The following is a 17,691-nucleotide window of genomic DNA, read 5'->3' on the forward strand; positions in this document are numbered from 1 at the left end:
TAATGATGGATATTATTTAAAATAATAAAGAGACTGAAGGTTATACCCAGCCTCTTTATAGGAACTGAAAAAATCAGTTTATTTAGCATAATCAACTGCTCGAACTTCCCGAATAACGGTTACTTTAATATGTCCTGGATATTCTAATTGCTTTTCAATTTTGTTCTTAATATCATGTGACAAAGTTGTTGCCTGCAAATCAGAAATCTTCTTCGGTTTGACAATAACGCGAAGTTCTCGACCAGCTTGAATTGCATAACTATGGTCGACACCATCATAACTGTTTGCTATGCTTTCCAGTTTCTTTAAACGTTGAATGTATTGTTCTAATGACTCGCTTCGAGCACCAGGACGTGCTCCTGAAATTGCATCTGCTGCTTGTACAAGAACAGCAATTACAGAAGTAGCTGGTACATCACCATGGTGGGAAGCAATCGTATTGATAACTACTTTATTTTCTTTGTACTTGCGGGTTAGCTCAACACCTAACTCAACATGCGAACCATCAACTTCATGATCAATTGCCTTCCCAATGTCATGGAGGAGTCCCGCACGTTTTGCTAATGTAACGTCTTCTCCAAGCTCAGCAGCCATAATCCCAGCTAACTTAGCAACTTCAATTGAGTGGTCTAAAACATTTTGACCATAACTAGTCCGGTACTTCATTCTTCCAACCGTCTTAATTAGGTCTGGATGCATTGAATGAATTCCTAAATCAAATAATGCTTGTTCACCAGTTTCCCGTAGTTGAGTATCCATCTGCTTACGAGCCTTATCAACTGCTTCTTCAATTCGTGCAGGATGAATCCGACCATCTTGAATTAATTTTTCAAGCGCAATCTTAGCAATCTCACGTCGTACAGGATCAAAGCCGCTCAATACGACAGCTTCTGGCGTATCATCAATAATCAAATCAATACCTGTTAACGTCTCTAAAGTTCTAATATTTCGACCTTCACGACCAATTATTCTTCCTTTCATATCATCATTAGGAAGATTAACAACCGAAACAGTCGTCTCTGAGACAACATCAGCAGCACTACGCTGAATTGCTTCAACAATTAGTTTCTTTGCATTACGTTCTGCAGAAAGTTCCGCTTCTTGTTCACTGTCACGAATCATTACTGCACGTTCAGTCTTTAACTGTTCTTTTACTTCAGATAATAATAACTGCTTAGCATCTTCTTGTGACATCTGAGCAACTTTTTCAACTTCTTGTTTGCGTTGTTCAATTAAGGCTTCTGCTTGTTCCTTTGATTGATGAAGCTGCTCTTTTTCTTGATCTAATTTACGTTCACGAACACCAACTGCATTTTCTCTTTTTTCTAGAGCACTATCCTTATGATCTAAAGAAGCCTCCCGTTGGAGTAAGCGATCTTCCTGCCGTTGGACCTCACTCCGCCGCTGTTTTAACTCATCTTCCACTCTCTCGCGGTATTGATGACTCTCTTCTTTTGCTTCTAAAATAGCTTCTTTTTTCGCCGTTACTGCCTCTTGTTTTGCTTTAGAAATAATACCTTTAGCATCATTATGTGCTTCTGCAACTTGTTTTTCATATGAAACCTTGCGAATTACATAGCCGACAATAATTCCGACAACCATAGCAAGCGCGGCGAACATTAAAATTTTCACTATTTCACCTCCGCTTCAACTATTATGTTGTTGGTATGAATAAATTAATTTCACCGTGTAACATCAAAAAAACATCACACAAGTTAAATTTTAATCTTGCCACACTAAGGTGTCAACTATTGAATTTAGCAATTACTTAAACAGCCATCATAAAAAGGAAAATCCCTAATATTCAGCTATTAATGCTAAAAAATTAGGGAATTTCAATTTCAAATATTATTATTTACTTGCTTCTTCGATTGTTTCTTGTTTATTTTCACCGGTCTTACCGCTGGCTTTATCATCAGCAGTTTCTTTCGTTGACTTTTCATTTAATGGTTCCATCCCATTCGCAACACGAACTTTATCCATTAATTCATTCATGCTGTCTGGGTGCTCCTTAAGCCACTTTTTAGCATTTTCACGACCTTGCCCAATACGTTCATTACCATATGAGTACCAGGCACCGCTCTTGTCAACAAGATCGTTTTCAACTGCCATATCTAGCAATTCACCAGTCTTAGAGATTCCCTCACCATACATAATATCAACTTCACAACGTTTGAATGGCGGAGCAACCTTATTTTTAACAATCTTTACTTTAGCTTTATTTCCAATCACATCCGTACCATTCTTAATTTGTTCAGCACGACGAATTTCCATCCGAATAGTTGAATAAAATTTAAGTGCCCGTCCACCAGTTGTTGTTTCAGGGTTACCAAACATCACACCAACTTTTTCACGAATCTGGTTAATAAAGATAGCGATTGTCTTTGTCTTGTTAATTTCACCAGAAAGTTTCCGAAGAGCCTGCGACATCAAACGAGCTTGTAATCCAACATGGGTGTCACCCATATCACCATCAATTTCCGCACGAGGAACTAATGCTGCAACCGAATCAACAATTACTAAGTCAACGGCCCCACTTGAAATCAATGCATCAGCAATTTCTAGTCCTTCTTCACCACTATCAGGCTGTGAAAGCAATAGGTCATCAATATTAACACCCAAGGCTTCTGCATATTGAGGATCAAGAGCATTTTCAGCATCAATATAGGCTGCTGTCCCGCCCTGACGTTGTACTTCCGCTACTGCATGCAATGCTACAGTAGTCTTACCAGAACTTTCAGGGCCGTAAATTTCAACTATCCGACCACGAGGATATCCACCAATTCCAAGTGCCTTGTCAATAGCAAGGGAACCACTAGAAACTGAAGCAATCTTCATATCAGTGGCGTCACCCATTCGCATAATAGAACCCTTACCGAAGTTCTTTTCGATCTTTCTGATAGCAACATCTAATGCTGCTTTTCGTTGGTCAGCCAAATCAAATTCCTCCTTTTTCACGGTTTATCCGATAACTAATAATAACAGTTTTAGCCAAAAAAACAAGAAAAAAGTGAACAAAAGTTCGTTTATTTTTTTAATTCACGATAGATCAATTGAAGCCCATACTGAACACTTAACGTACGAATTGCTTGTCTTCCAACATAGGATGCAAGATGCAATTGAACGGTTTTAGTTGAACGTCCTTTTATTGCTAGTCCAATCCAGACCGTACCTGCTGGTTGTCCTTCTAACATATCTGGACCTGCCACACCAGTAAAACCAATCCCAACTTCAACATTTAGCTTTCGTCGACATCCTTCCGCCATTGCTGCAGCAGTTTCAGAACTTACTACTCCGTACTGTTCAATCGTGTTATGAGGAATTTCTAATAGCTTTTCCTTTGCACTAGCAGCATAAGTAACAAACCCTCCATTAAAAACAGTCGAGGCTCCTGGTACGGAACAAATAGTACTTTGGAACATCCCCCCTGTTAAGCTTTCTGCTGCGGTCAATTTCCACTCGCAATTTTTTAATTGTTCAACAACGACTTTAGCAAGTGTGAGTCCATCTCCCACACCAAAGAAAAATGGTTCTTCAACTGCAAGAATTGCTTCCTGCGCCTGATCAATTTTTTCTTCAGCTTTATCAACTGGTAAGTCTCGCACGGTGAGGCGAACCTGGATTGCCGTTGGTTGAACATAAGAGGTAATACTTATCCCTGGTATATCGTTAGTAGCACCTTCAATTTCATCCATTAATTGTGACTCCGGCCGCCCTAAAAAGTTTAATGTCCGACTAGTAATTTGCTTTTCCGTTTGGAAATATTGTTGGAGTTTAGGCACCAGGCTCTTTTCAACCATTTGCTTAAATTCAGCAGGTGGTCCCGGTAAGACAACCACAACTTTACCCTTAGTTTCATACCAACATCCTAGAGCAAGTCCCACAGGATTAGCAAGTGGTTCTCCTCCCTGCGGATACTGCGCTTGGCGAATATTCTCTGGTTCCATTTTTATTTGTCGTTGTTCAAATGTTTTTTGAATCCATTTCCAATGTTCTTCGTCAGTCCGCAACTCTTTTCCTAAGATTTTGGCAACGGTGGGCATTGTAATATCATCTGCAGTTGGCCCAAGTCCCCCACAAACAAAAACTAATTGTGCACGAGCCAACGCATGAGTAATAACACGTTCTAACCTTTGTGATTGATCATCAACAGTCGTTTGATAGGTAGCCGGTAAGTCAAGTTGGGTTAGTCTGTTAGCTAAGTACGCTGCATTAGTATTAACTATTTGTCCAAGGACGATTTCAGTTCCTACTGAAATAATTTCTGCATCCATAAAACTTCATCCCCTATTAATATATATACGTAAAGTATAGTCATTTTCACTAAAATCTTAAAACTATGAATAAAAAACGTGAGGGTGAGAAAAAACAAAAGTTTTTTCTCACCCTCCATATCCTATTTAAATCCATCTGAAAAAACATCGCGTCCTTGAACGAAGTAATCCACTCCAGAATAAATAGTAAAGAACAAGCAAATATATAACATGATTTGGCCAAATGGGATACTCCAAATAGCAAAAATAACATTATTTAAGAGTAAGAAGATAATTGCAATAAACTGAGTAGTTGTCTTAATCTTCCCCGGCATTTTAGCGGCCAATACCACCCCGTCTTGTTCCACTAATAGTAAGCGTAAACCAGTAACAGATAATTCTCGCCAAATAATGATTGAAGTGACCCATGATGGAACAACACCATTTCCAGTTAAAACGATAAATGCAGTCATGACAAGTAACTTATCAGCAAGCGGATCAGTAAACTTCCCAAAATTAGTTACAAGATGGTGTCGTCGTGCAATTTGTCCGTCAAGATTATCAGTAATTGTTGCGGCAATAAATAAAATAGCAGCAATAAGCTGAGCCATTGGAATAGTTGCTCCCCAAAAGCTTACAGCTCCCCAACTTTGTAATGGCAGAACCATTAATAATAAGAAAAAGGGAATAATAATTAAACGTATAACAGTTAGTTTATTTGGTAAATTCAATGTTCTAACTCCTTTAGTACTCTTAATTAACGAGTTGGTTGACTAACATTCGTCTGAGGACGGCTGTTATTATTAGCAGCAGAAGGTTGCGTTGCATTATTAGGACGAGCAGATGACGAAGAAGCCTGGCTTGAACTATTTGATGACTGACTTGCTGAACTGTTACTTGTTTGGTTTTGGCCAAAGTTAATCGTTACATTTCGAGTATTCTGATAACGACCATTATTCGTAAAGTCAATTTCTTGATTACCAATCTTTAATTTTGTTGCTCGAGCATTACCAACTGTAATTACTAATGAGGTTGTATCACGACCTATTTTTATATTTGTTTTTTCATTGTTATTCAATGTTTTATTTAATAAGTCATTATTATTTGCTTTTACTTGCATCCAAGAACGATCACTTGGTTCAATTTGTAGCGTTGTGTCTTTAGTAAGTTGACTTGCTGTATAAGTAACGCTTGTATCATTCCGATTAGGCGCCTCTTGGAGCTTGATTGCTGTTGATTTGCTTTGCTTTGTACTTGCCTTTTTAGCAGAGGTAGAGGCCTTCTTACGACTCTCTCCAGAAACGGATACCGAACTATTATCAATCCGTGTAGAAGAATCACGATGATTGCGGGCAATGGCAGTAATCCAAATAGCTGCCAACACTAAAACAATCACACAAGCAATAATAATTGTTGGCATATAATTACGAACCCTGTCGACACTGCCGCTAACAGTCTTTCGTTGATTAGCACGAGTTTCAACTGCTTGAGCTAAGTGATCAGAGTACTCTTCTGTTTTCGTCTGTGGCAATTGATCATCGTATTTTTGCAATAATTCATTACCATCTAAGCCCACTGTATTAGCATATTGCTTAATGAACGCACGAACATAAAAATCACCAGGAAGTTCATCAAAATTTTCATCTTCAATCGCAATTAAATACCGCTTTTGAATCTTAGTCATTTGTTGAAGGTCATCGAGGGTATAGCCCTTCTCCTCCCGTGCTTTTCGTAAAATTTTACCGATTTCAAGTCGTTTTTGATCGTTCTCGTTCTCACTCATTATTCTATCTCCATTTTCATTTATCTTTACTCTTAGATATTATATCTCAATTATATATTAGCTTATTGGGATAAATCTATAAGAAAAGTTTATTTTATTGATGTTGTGGAATTACTTGATAAACCGAAATACCTTGAGGCGTAATGAATTCTTTTGCAACCTGATAAAGGTCATCAATCGTAATAGTCTCCAAGGTTGCAATCTCATCAATCAAGCTGGCACCTGCAAACAGGTCTCCAGCATAACGATTGGCAATTGCTTCTGGAGAATCTAATAAGCTAATTAATCGTCCTAGTTCTGCTTTCTTTATACCCTCAAACCTTGTCCGCGCCGCTTCAATTTGCTGATCGGCACTTTCAAGAATATCAATAATTTCATCTGCAAAACGCTCCATCTGATCAGTATCAGAGCTAAAATATGCAAAATGAAAGCCACGTTGCATTTCAAAATTATAGCTAAACGTGTCATCCAATGTTTCATTGTTGTACAAGCGCAAATAATTATCTGACGTATCGTCAAACAAAACATCTAATAACAAGTCGATTGCTAATTTGTAGTGGAGTCGTTCTTTCCCATCATCAAATTGTTTTGTTCCTCTTAAGCCCACCATTACTTTAGGCCGAACAATATCCATCGTTAATGACCGGAATGGAATCACATCATGAGCAGTCGGATCATTCAAGCTAAATAACCGTTGCGGTGTTTCAGCAGGCGCAAAAAGCTTTCGTTCTTGATTTTGCCTGATCCATGCCATCGTTTCTTCTGGATCTAAGCGTCCAACTAGAAAAAGGTTCATGTTGGTTGGTTGATAGAAAGTCCGGTAACTATCCATCAAAATTTCCGGTGTAATATGACTGATTGATTCAACAGTTCCTGCAATATCAATCCGCATTGGATCTTTGGGGTATAAGTTCCCCAAAATACCTAAGTAAAGTTGCCACCCCGGATCATCCTCGTACATTTGAATTTCTTGTCCGATAATTCCCTGCTCTTTCCTCACTGTTTCTGCCGTAAAATACGGATCCTGCACAAAATCCAATAAAACATCTAAATTCTCATGAAGGTTACTCGTAGTCGAAAATAGATAACTTGTTTGGGTAAAACTAGTAAAGGCATTTGAATCCGCTCCTAATCTACCAAATAAGTCAAAAGCGTCATAATCCTTCTTCTCAAACATTTTATGCTCAAGAAAGTGAGCTACCCCATCAGGAACCGTGATGGCCTCTTTTTGACGGTACGGTATAAAATGATTATCAATGGAACCAAAATCAGCTGTTAAAATAGCATAGGTCTTATGGTAGCCTTCCATTGGTAAGAGCTGGACTTTTAAGCCATTTGATAGTTGTTCACGGTAAATGGACTGGTTAAACTTTTGATAAATTTCTCTATCCATATAATTATTTCTCACCACTTAATAAATAAACTGCCTGAAGCTTCATCTGTTTAGCAACCCGCATCACATCAGCTACGGTTACTTTTTTTATTTCGGTAATAAAGTCCTTATCCGATTCATTAATTAATTTGGTAACTAATTGTTGTTCTAATACGTTACTTGCCAAATCATGCCCTGCACGGTATTGATTAATCAGACTATCTTGAACTTCACGTAGCGTCTCGGTAGTAAAATCACCATCCTGCAAGGCAATTAATTGTTCCTGAATCATATCTTGAACTTTTTCTTTGTCACTCGCTTGAATTCCCGTTTGGACACTTACAACCCCATTAAATGGAAGAAGCCGGCTAGAAGCATAATAAGCTAAACTCGCTTTCTCACGGACATTCGTAAAAAGCTTTGAATATGGTGTCCCACCAAAAAGGCCATTAAAAACCAACCCAGCATAATAATCAGGATCATGATAATAAGTAGGCAAGGAGTATGCCAAATTTAACTTTGCCTGGTTCACTTGTTGATATTCTGTTTTTCTCTGAACTTGATCATACAGTGATTGGTGGTACAAAAGTGAATTACTAATAACATTGCGATTCTTAAAAGGTAACTTAGCAAAAAGTTGCTGAGCACGCAGCGGATCAATGTCACCTAACACAAAAATATCAATTTTATCTTCGGCAATCATTGACTGATATGTTGAAACTAAACTTTTAGCGTTTAGACTCTCCAAATCAGTAATTTGACCAAAGCTAGGAATCTTCATTACCGAATCATTTTGGTAGTATAAGTCCATCAGACGTTGATTAGCCAAAAATTGCTTATCGTCGTAGAGCGACTTTATTGCACTTTTTAAATTATTAGATTGAATCCTAAAAGTAGGCCCATCAAACTCCCCGTCATCAATCAAGGGATGAAAAATAATTTCATTTATTAATCCACTAATCTTTTCAAACACGTCCCCGTCAACAAAACGATTGTTGACAAAACTCGCCCGCAACCGAACAGTATGTAATGTTCCAAGGCGGTTAACATATAAATTAACATAAGCACCGTATAAGGATGCTAGTTGCCGGGCCAAAGCGGTCTGTGTTGGATAGCGATGCGTGCTGGTCTCTAATAGGTTTGCCAATAAATTTCGTGCAGTAGCATTTGTTGGTGTTTGCGGAGTCGCAAAATCTATTAAGACGTGATTCATCTTAAATTGTTTTGTGGGTATAATGTGCAAGTCCACGCCACGAGCAAGATTAAAATCCACGTTCTCTTTCTCCCTTCAATATAAAATGCAGCAAGAGGGATTCCACTAGCTGCAGCCTAGTTACGTTCGAATTATCATACTGAATAATGATACGTTAAATACGACTAAATTACAAACCGATTACGAAAATTCACCATATTTTTATTAATTTGTTTGTAGGAAAGGAGGCTGAGAGAAAACAAAAGTTTTCTCTCAGCCTCAACTGCTTTCACGAACAATGGTAAGATAACGTGGAACTAGCTTCGTGTTGCTACAAGGCTTGAGCCTAAATACGAACGATAATCATCCCTGCCATGCTAATCATCATTTTAGCTTACACCTTGTCAAGAAGGTTATTTTCCACACTCTCTCATTTAGTGTTATCCGGACCTAAATAGTTACTATTTTGACCAAACCATTTTTCGTTAAGCCCCCGTAACTCGCCATTTTTCTGCAAGTTACCTAAACCTTGATTAATCTTCTTCTTTAAGGTTTTGTCACCTTTTCGCATTCCAACTGCAAAATGTTCCATTGGCAACTCTTTACTAATATACGTTCGATAGGAATTACTGTTTGGTTGGTGTTTGATATAGTAATTAGCATACACTTCATCCATTAAGATCCCCTGGATTCGATTGGCATTTAAATCAATGAATGCATTAGGGAACGTATCATAAAGGACTGGTGTATGATTCTTAATTTTGTCTTTTAATAGCTTTGGTTTCTCATCCAAAACAGTTACCCCAGTTGAACCATTTTGGACCCCTAATGTTTTACCAGTCATTCCGTTCAAATTTTTAATGTTATTCTTCTTTTTAGTTACTAATATCTGCCGATTTTCTAAATAGTAACGACTAAAGGCGACTTTTTTAGCACGGCTAGGATTAATAGAGTAACCATTCCATAATAAATCAATCGTTCCATTTTTTAACTCTGTCTCTTTCATTGACCAATCAATCGGTTGAAAATCAACTTTTATCCCATACTGCTTAAAAACTGCCCGTGCAAGGTCAACGTCATAACCAACTAGTTTACCATTTTTTTGCCGAAACCCCATTGGCACAAAGCTATCGTCAAGCCCAACAATCACTCGTTTTCGTCGCTCAATCCGGTTCCATGTATCTTGCGTATCAGCACGTTTTGTTACACTTTCACAACCACTGAGAAGAAGGGCAGGGACTACTAACAAAATAAGTAACCAAACTGTTTTTGCTTTTTTCATCAGTATTGCTCCTCTCCCTATTTGTTCTGGCGTTGATCAATTGGTTGTACTCGTAAAATATCATCAGCAATATCTTCTGCAAATTCTAAATCGTGAGTAACAATTAATTGGGTCATTCCGTCCTTCTTTAATCCTAAAATAATATTAGCAACATCTTTTCGTAGGTTTGGATCAAGTGCTGATGTCGGTTCATCATAACACAAAATTTCAGGCTTCATTGCTAATGCACGAGCAATTGCAACCCGTTGCTTTTGTCCACCTGAAAGTTGGTATGGGTATAACTTTCCTTTTGTATTAAGCCCTAATTCTTCAAGTAGTTTTTGGGCATCATCAATTGCTTCTTGCTTATTCTTTTTCAATACCATCATTGGCGCCAAAGTAATATTTTCCATTACTGAAAGATTTGGAAAAAGCTTAAAATCTTGGAAAACTACACCTATTACACGATCAGCCGCATCCGTTCCCTGGGGATCAAATCGACGACCGTTAATGAAAAACTCACCACTATCAGGGGTTTCCAACCCAGTAATACAACGAAGTAAGGTCGTTTTTCCAGCACCTGAGGGACCCACAATACAAAGGATTTCACCATCGTTAACGGTTAAATTAACCCCATCTAAAATCTGCCGATCGCCAAAACTCTTTTTTAAGTCTCGAACTTCTAACATTGACATTCCCTCCCTTACTTAAAATATGCATAACATTTTTCAACTTGCCGCAGAATTAACGTACAGATTCCGACAAGGATCAAGTAAATTAATCCTACTAACATCAATGGGACAAGAGTGACATCTCGTGAAGTCGCTACGTTTCCTGCTCGTAGTAAATCACCAAGCCCAATTACGTAAACTAATGATGAATCTTTGACTAAGTTAATAACTTCATTTCCAATTGATGGAATAACAATTTTTATTACCTGAGGAATGATGATTTTACGAAGTGTTTGCCAGTAGCTTAATCGTAAAACACGAGCGGCCTCAAACTGGCCTTGATCAACGGACTGGAAACCCCCACGGAAAATTTCAGCAAAATAGGCTGCATAGTTCAAAATAAAGGCAACCAGGGCGGCATCATAACGTTCAAAAACAATCCCAATAATTGGTAATCCATAAAAGACAAAGATAAGTTGAAGAAGCAGAGGAGTTCCCCGCATTAACCAAACGTAAATTTCCAATATCCACTTCAATGGTTTAATTTTAGAGGTAAGTCCTAAACTAACCAAAATCCCTAATGGAAGGGATCCAACTAATGTCCAGAAGAAAATCTGTAATGTAAGAGCTGCTCCCTGGAATAATGAAGGTAGAATTTCACTTATATATTGCATTGACATTTACTATTGCCTCCTTAAATAATTGCCTAATAAAAATAACAGAAAAAGAAAAAATCCTCTAGGAGATAACTCCTAGAGGACGAATACATCGTGGTTCCACCTCATGTTTACAAATACTTCACAATATTTGCCTTAATAAGTCTAGTTTAATGAAATAAAAAAACGCCCTCGAGCCTAAACTGGCTACGAGGGCGTTTCCGCGGTTCCACCTCATCTTGCTACTTTCTCACGAAAAATAGCCTTAGTGAGTTCATTAAAATAAACTCCGCGCTGTAACGGGCTTCCCCGGGTCTTCCTACTATGGCTTTCAGAAGGCCAACTCACAGATGTGATTCAAGTTGAAACATTGATCCCTTCCCATCATTCAGGACTCTCTTTGCAATGTTTAAAGCTCTACTAGTCTGTTCACTGTCATTTATGATGTTGTAAATATCCTATACTGGAATATCTATTGTGTCAAGTATTAATTTTAAATTTGACCATCATTCAATGCCCAGCGATATATTGCGCGAATTGGCCAGAAGAGAATAACAAAATAAATTAAATTTAATGCTAACGTTGGAGCAAGCGTATAAATAAGGTAGTCGCCAAATCCAACATTAGTAACATCTACTAAATAATACGCCCAATAATTAAATGTCTCAAAAATAACAATATCAACAAAGAAAATCATAATCATCGAAAGAAATGATGAACTGAAATAACGAGATAAGATTTTAGTTATTTCTACAATTAGTGGATACAAGAAAATGTATAATCCCAAAATTCCTGAAAAGTATAAATCATAAACTGCACCTGCAGCAATTGCAAATGGAATTAATGGGATCTCAATATCATCTTGAAAGAAATACGATAAGACTAACCACAATAAGACAAGTTCACTCACCATTGAATAGGGATAACTGAAAAATAATGGTGCCCATACATGACTTAAAGCCCCATCTAAAAATAGACAGACAAATAAGCCAATTGGGAATACATATTTTAAACGTGATAAACGATACATAATTTATCACTCCTGTGAAGCTGCTTCAGCAACAGTAACAATATTAATATCATTAAAATCTGTTGCTGGAGTAATATAAATTTTCTGGGCTAGGCCATAATCATCCTTACCTACACGTGACACACGACCAACATAAAGGCCCTTTGGTGTCACGCCACCCATTCCACTGGTTACTACTCGCGTACCCTTTTTTATTTTAGCTTTAGAAGTTACTTGTCCCATTTCAAGTTCGTTATTTCTTGCATTATATCCGGTGATAATTCCATTAATCACCTTACCATTTTGACCATTAAGGGTAATTGCAAAACGATTTGATGATTCACTAGTATCACTTAATAATTCAACTTTACTATTAGTTTTATTTACTTCTGTAATACGACCAATTAACCCACTACCACTCATAACTGGCATATTTTTCTTAATACCACTAGACTGGCCCTTATTAATTACGAGTTGTTGTTGCCATGAAGATGGTGTGCGCATTAATACAGCTGCCGTCACTGTATTATAGTCGGTCATTGAATTATTAAGTTTTAACTGTTGCTTTAACTGTTTATTTTCATGAGCTAAGGTCTGATCACGGACCTTAGTTTGTGCTAATTCAGTTACTTGCTGTTTAAGTTCACGGTTTTCAGAATAAGTATTCATTAATCCATTAATTGAACTCACACTCGTCTGTGCCCAATTTACAGGGAGAGCAACTGCACTATCAACAAAGCCAACAATATCATTCCCGAATTGTTGAATAATCGGTGGTGTATTTCGTCTATTCCGTAAAGAGACAGAGCCTGCCATTAGTCCAAAACAAACAACTAGAATTATCACAGCAATAACTAATCGGCGATTGGAAAAAAATTTCTGCATTATGACCCTCCAATGCATACACAAAGTAATTAAGACGGGGCCTGCCAAACAATCCTGCTTGGCAATCAGCCCCGTCAATCACTAGTTAGTACTAATGATGATTCATCGCTGACGTCACTGTCAGAGAATCATTTTATTTTTTCTTCATTACATCAATACTCTTTAATGACTCACCAGTACCAATAGCAACACAGTCAAGAGGATCATTAGCAATAAATACTGGTACTTTGGTTTCATCTGCAATAACATCTGGTAAATGTTTTAATAGTGCGCCTCCACCAGTTAATACAATTCCGTGGTCAATAACATCCGCAGCAATTTCTGGAGAAGTTTCTTCAAGCGTCCCTTTAATTGCCGTAATAATACTATCAACAACATCTTGGAGGGCCGTTGAAACATCCTTCGCAGATACTTGCATTGTCTTTGGTAAGCCAGTTACAAGGTCACGACCACGAACCTGTGTCGTTCCCATTTCTTCAGCAGCTTCGACAGATGCAGACCCAATGTCCCACTTAAGTTTTTCAGCCGTTCGTTCACCAATTAATAAATTCATATGTTGCCGAACATATTGAACAATTGCATCATTCATCTTATCTCCAGCCATCCGAATTGAACGACTTGAAACAATTCCACCTAATGAGATTGTAGCAACATCAGTAGTACCACCACCAATATCAACAACCATACTACCAGTTGGATCCATAACTGGTAATCCAGCTCCAATTGCTGCCGCAAATGGTTCTTCAATAACGTAAGCATCACGGGCACCTGCAACCCGGGTAGCATCAATCACTGCCCGCTTTTCGACTTCCGTGATTCCACTAGGAACACACACCATAACATATGGTTTACCATTATTTCCTAGTGTCTTGTCAATATAGTACTTCATCATCGCAACTGTTGTGTCATAATCAGCAATCACACCATCTTTCATTGGGCGAATAGCCATAATGCTTTCCGGTGTTCGTCCGATCATATCACGGGCATCACTGCCAACAGCGATTACTTCGTTAGTCTTAGAATTACGAGCAACAACTGATGGTTCTCTTAATACAATGCCCTTACCTTCAAGATAGACAATTGTATTAGCAGTTCCAAGGTCAATGCCAAGATTTTTTGTTCCAATTCCTAGCAATCTGCTTCTTCCCTTCGTCTTAAAATCAAATTAATATCGTGCATATTATACCATAGCCACTCGGTACATACGAACATTAATATACATTAATATGAGCAAAGGGACTGCAATTATTGTAATAAATTAAAATTTTCTTTACTTTTTAAGTTCATTAAGGAGACTAGCTTCTCGCCAACTATGGTATGTATCACGGCCGACAATCATAAAATCAATCAAATGAAGGCCGATAATTTCGCATCCTCGCTCTAAACGTCGTGTAAAAGATTCATCTTGCTTAGAAGGCTGAATATCTCCCGTAGGATGGTTGTGAATCATAACAATTCCTTGAGCTGAACATTGGAGCGCATATTGAAAAATCTTATCAGGATAAAGAATGCATTCACATCCACCGCCCACAAATAAAATTTTCCAATCAACTATCTCATTATGGATGTCTGTACAGGCAATACATACACTTTCTTGTTCCTCACTTTGAAAGTGGTCAACCATCTTGCGGCCTAATTCGATACTTGAGTAGGCATGTCCAATAATTTCTTCATGACTTTTGGTTACTAACTTTCCTAATTCAATTGCAGCAAAGAAATTAAGCATTTCTGGTGCCCATTCATTTATTTCATTTTTTTCAATTCGTGAAAGACGTTTAATTGCGAGGGGATTAGGGCATTTACGCAAAAAGCGTTGACATAATTCCTGCTTCTTTTTTCCCAATTTATCAGGAATAGCCGTCCAGACTAGTTTTGTATATTCGTTAAGCACTTCATTTTCCATAAATAAATATTTCTCCTTTTTACACTCTATATATTTAAATACGAAAAATTTATGATTTTACACTTTTTAATTCAAAAATAGCTTACGAACATCTGAAACAAAGTAAAGAGAACCAGTGATAATCATTACGTCATCTTCACTCATTTGCCTTGCGATCTTGCCAATCCCTAATTGCCAATTATCAATAATCTGAATGGGATATTTAGTTGGAATATCAGCGACTGCTCTTGCCAAGTCTGCACTTGGTCGTTTGGGACCAGGGCCAGCAAAGTGAGTAACGTTTAAGTGAACATTCCCGAGACTTGCTAATTCACCAAGCATTAACTCATATTGCTTATCAGCTAGAATTGCTACTAAGAGATAAACTTCTCGGTCCGCGAAATCATTCTTGATGGTCCGAACTAGCGCTTGAACACCAGGAAGATTATGGGCGCCATCTAGTAAAACCAGCGGCATCTCATTCACTTCTTCCAATCTTCCTGGCCACTTAGTATTTGCTAAGGCAGCTACCAGGGCATGGCGGTCAATCGCTAATCCACATTTCTCCATAAAAATTTCAAAAGCCATCAAAGCAACTGCCGCATTTTCTATCTGATAGTCTCCTGCCAAGCCAAGAACTGCTTCGATTTTTTTAAGCGTTCTTCCTTGATACTGAATTTTCGCGTAAAACTGATGAACATTAAGCTGATGAGCATTAAAATCTTTTCCTAATTCAAAAACAGGAGAATCTTTCTCCTTTGCATCTGCAAGAATAGTTGCTCGCGCTTCAGTCGGTAGGTTACCTAAAACAACCGGAACACCTTTTTTTATTATTCCCGCTTTTTGCGTGGCGATCTTAGCCAAAGTATCGCCTAAATACTTCATATGATCCCAGCCAACGGTCGTAATCACGCTAACAACTGGCGTAATTACATTTGTAGAATCGTACAGCCCTCCAATACCCACTTCAAGTAATACAACATCAGGCTTCTTTTCTGCCATATAACAAAACATTAACGCTGTATCAATTTCAAATTCAGTTGGTCCGCCCGTCTCTAATATAGCATCTAATTTTTTAATAACTGGGACAATTTTTTGAACTAATCTTAAAAGATCCTCATCGCTAATTGGTATTCCATTATATGCAATTCGTTCATTAAAACGCGTGATAAAAGGCGATGTAAAGCTTCCAACAGTTAGTCCACTCTCTAGTAAAGTAGATCGCAGCATTGCAACTGTTGACCCCTTACCATTAGTTCCTGTAACGTGAATGTATTTAAGATTCTCTTGTGGGTTTCCTAATTCTGCCAAGAACCGTTTCATTCGTGTAAGTGTTGGAATTTTTTTAAACTGTGTTCGTCCATGAATAAAAGATAATGCTTCATCATAAGTTTTAATCATTTATTTCACCCTTTAGTTATTATAATTATACCTTTTTATCATATAAGTATAAAAAAAGGAAACTAGAAATATTCCAGTTTCCATTCATTTTCTAGTGATATAAGTCAAAGCGCCCTTTGGCAAATAGCTCTTTTAATCCACCGGTTTCTAACAAGGAACGGTCGGCAATAATTTTCTTCATTGCTGAAGCAGGATATCCACGTAATTCATGTCCCATTGCCTCCCCAAATGCTCGCGTATTACCAACGGAAGCAACTGTTCCTAATGACTTGTAAGTAAAGGGTTTAGCTTCGTGCTTACCCGTCTTAATCCGGCTAACAATATCTTCAGCTGTATAATCAGCCATTGCTAGGGCGATTTGTGCAGTAGTTGGGTATGGTCGTTTACCATCTGGTGGCATTACGGCAGCAACATCACCAATGATGTAAATATCATCGTGCTTAGGATCTGTTAAGTGGTCAGTAACAATTACCCGGCCACGCTTAGCATCAAATCCACATTCTGCCATCAACGGGTTACCACTTACCCCAGTTGTCCAAATGATTGTTCCAGCAGTAAGGGATTGTTCTTCACCATCCCCATGAGTATATGTAACTTTGCCGGATTCAATCTTATTAATTCGTGAGCCATCAATTAATTGTACGTTAAGGCCCTTAACAAGGTTCACCCCATATTCAGCAAGTTTTTCACTAAACATTGGGAGTAATCTTGTGGAAGCTTCAATTAGTGTAATTTTAATTTCATCTGGTGAAACACCAGCAATTTTGGCGTAACTTGGCCGTGCATCAACAAGTGCCCCTGCTAATTCAATTCCAGTAAATCCACCACCACAAATAATAATTTGAAGATCATCTGGATTGTGGGTGGTACGATAATCTTTCATTTTAGCAATGATGTGATCATAAATTGCTAAAGCTTCTTTAACATTCGTCATTGGTAGGGCATTTTCTTCGACACCAGAGATTCCAAATGATTCTGAAACAAAGCCAAGCCCCAATACACAATAATCATAGCGTAACAATTCTTCATGACCAGCAAGCTTAACTGTCTTGTCATCAGGATTGATCTTTACAACTTCATCTTGGATAAAAGTAGTGATTTTGGGATTGATAACGTCACTAATTGGATAAGTAATCCGTGAAACACTTTGCGTTCCTGCAGCAGCTTCGTGTAAATCAGTTGCTTCATAATGATAATTATTACGATCAACTAATGTAATATGAACATTAGTTTTTAGCTTTTTTTGTAGTAATACAACTGTCTTTAAGCCAGCGTAACCAGCTCCAAGTACAACAACTTCTTTCATTACTATTCATCCCTTCATTA

Annotated in this window: 16 protein-coding genes and 1 other annotated feature; all 16 genes read right to left on the reverse strand. The window is 37.9% G+C overall.

Annotation, left to right across the window (positions count from 1 at the left end; translation table 11 throughout):
• Positions 1-78: 78 nt before the first annotated feature.
• On the reverse strand, positions 79-1,620 hold the full coding sequence (rny, locus tag H5R88_RS02455; protein WP_182600227.1) for a ribonuclease Y: 1,542 nt from the start codon (positions 1,618-1,620) through the stop codon (positions 79-81).
• A gap of 231 nt (positions 1,621-1,851) precedes the next feature.
• Positions 1,852-2,937: a recombinase RecA gene (recA, locus tag H5R88_RS02460; protein WP_182588744.1), complete on the reverse strand. Its 1,086-nt coding sequence runs from the start codon at positions 2,935-2,937 to the stop codon at positions 1,852-1,854.
• A gap of 89 nt (positions 2,938-3,026) precedes the next feature.
• Positions 3,027-4,274 (reverse strand): competence/damage-inducible protein A, encoded by a 1,248-nt coding sequence (locus tag H5R88_RS02465; protein ID WP_182600176.1) that lies wholly within the window; start codon positions 4,272-4,274, stop codon positions 3,027-3,029.
• Positions 4,275-4,396: 122 nt separating this feature from the next.
• Positions 4,397-4,984 (reverse strand): CDP-diacylglycerol--glycerol-3-phosphate 3-phosphatidyltransferase, encoded by a 588-nt coding sequence (gene pgsA / locus H5R88_RS02470; protein WP_182578068.1) that lies wholly within the window; start codon positions 4,982-4,984, stop codon positions 4,397-4,399.
• 26 nt (positions 4,985-5,010) lie between these two features.
• Positions 5,011-6,036, reverse strand: coding sequence for a helix-turn-helix domain-containing protein (locus H5R88_RS02475; RefSeq protein ID WP_182600177.1), 1,026 nt, complete (start codon positions 6,034-6,036; stop codon positions 5,011-5,013).
• A 94-nt stretch (positions 6,037-6,130) separates the two neighbouring features.
• On the reverse strand, positions 6,131-7,429 hold the full coding sequence (gene yfmH / locus H5R88_RS02480; protein WP_182578066.1) for an EF-P 5-aminopentanol modification-associated protein YfmH: 1,299 nt from the start codon (positions 7,427-7,429) through the stop codon (positions 6,131-6,133).
• A gap of 4 nt (positions 7,430-7,433) precedes the next feature.
• Positions 7,434-8,681: an EF-P 5-aminopentanol modification-associated protein YfmF gene (yfmF, locus tag H5R88_RS02485; RefSeq protein WP_182600178.1), complete on the reverse strand. Its 1,248-nt coding sequence runs from the start codon at positions 8,679-8,681 to the stop codon at positions 7,434-7,436.
• A gap of 349 nt (positions 8,682-9,030) precedes the next feature.
• Positions 9,031-9,882, reverse strand: a complete 852-nt coding sequence (locus tag H5R88_RS02490) for an amino acid ABC transporter substrate-binding protein (protein ID WP_182600179.1) — start codon at positions 9,880-9,882, stop codon at positions 9,031-9,033.
• A gap of 17 nt (positions 9,883-9,899) precedes the next feature.
• Positions 9,900-10,550, reverse strand: coding sequence for an amino acid ABC transporter ATP-binding protein (locus H5R88_RS02495; RefSeq protein ID WP_182578063.1), 651 nt, complete (start codon positions 10,548-10,550; stop codon positions 9,900-9,902).
• Between the two features lie 14 nt (positions 10,551-10,564).
• Positions 10,565-11,212 (reverse strand): amino acid ABC transporter permease, encoded by a 648-nt coding sequence (locus H5R88_RS02500; protein ID WP_003666654.1) that lies wholly within the window; start codon positions 11,210-11,212, stop codon positions 10,565-10,567.
• 184 nt (positions 11,213-11,396) lie between these two features.
• Positions 11,397-11,630, reverse strand: a binding site (T-box leader).
• Positions 11,631-11,681: 51 nt separating this feature from the next.
• A complete protein-coding gene (gene mreD, locus H5R88_RS02505; RefSeq protein WP_182578062.1) occupies positions 11,682-12,218 on the reverse strand; it encodes a rod shape-determining protein MreD in 537 nt (178 codons plus the stop codon).
• A gap of 6 nt (positions 12,219-12,224) precedes the next feature.
• Positions 12,225-13,082 carry a rod shape-determining protein MreC gene (gene mreC, locus H5R88_RS02510; protein WP_182578061.1) on the reverse strand — a complete coding sequence of 286 codons (858 nt, stop codon included), beginning with the start codon at positions 13,080-13,082 and terminating at the stop codon, positions 12,225-12,227.
• Between the two features lie 133 nt (positions 13,083-13,215).
• The gene (locus tag H5R88_RS02515) at positions 13,216-14,217 is read right to left on the reverse strand and encodes a rod shape-determining protein (RefSeq protein WP_182578060.1); all 1,002 of its coding nucleotides are present in this window, start codon (positions 14,215-14,217) and stop codon (positions 13,216-13,218) included.
• A gap of 135 nt (positions 14,218-14,352) precedes the next feature.
• Positions 14,353-14,985: a JAB domain-containing protein gene (locus H5R88_RS02520; RefSeq protein ID WP_182578059.1), complete on the reverse strand. Its 633-nt coding sequence runs from the start codon at positions 14,983-14,985 to the stop codon at positions 14,353-14,355.
• A 66-nt stretch (positions 14,986-15,051) separates the two neighbouring features.
• Positions 15,052-16,365, reverse strand: coding sequence for a bifunctional folylpolyglutamate synthase/dihydrofolate synthase (locus H5R88_RS02525; protein WP_182578058.1), 1,314 nt, complete (start codon positions 16,363-16,365; stop codon positions 15,052-15,054).
• Positions 16,366-16,456: 91 nt separating this feature from the next.
• Positions 16,457-17,671, reverse strand: a complete 1,215-nt coding sequence (locus H5R88_RS02530) for an NAD(P)/FAD-dependent oxidoreductase (protein ID WP_182578057.1) — start codon at positions 17,669-17,671, stop codon at positions 16,457-16,459.
• Positions 17,672-17,691 lie beyond the last annotated feature (20 nt).

The organism is Limosilactobacillus agrestis, from assembly GCF_014145585.1.
Lineage (GTDB): Bacteria > Bacillota > Bacilli > Lactobacillales > Lactobacillaceae > Limosilactobacillus > Limosilactobacillus agrestis.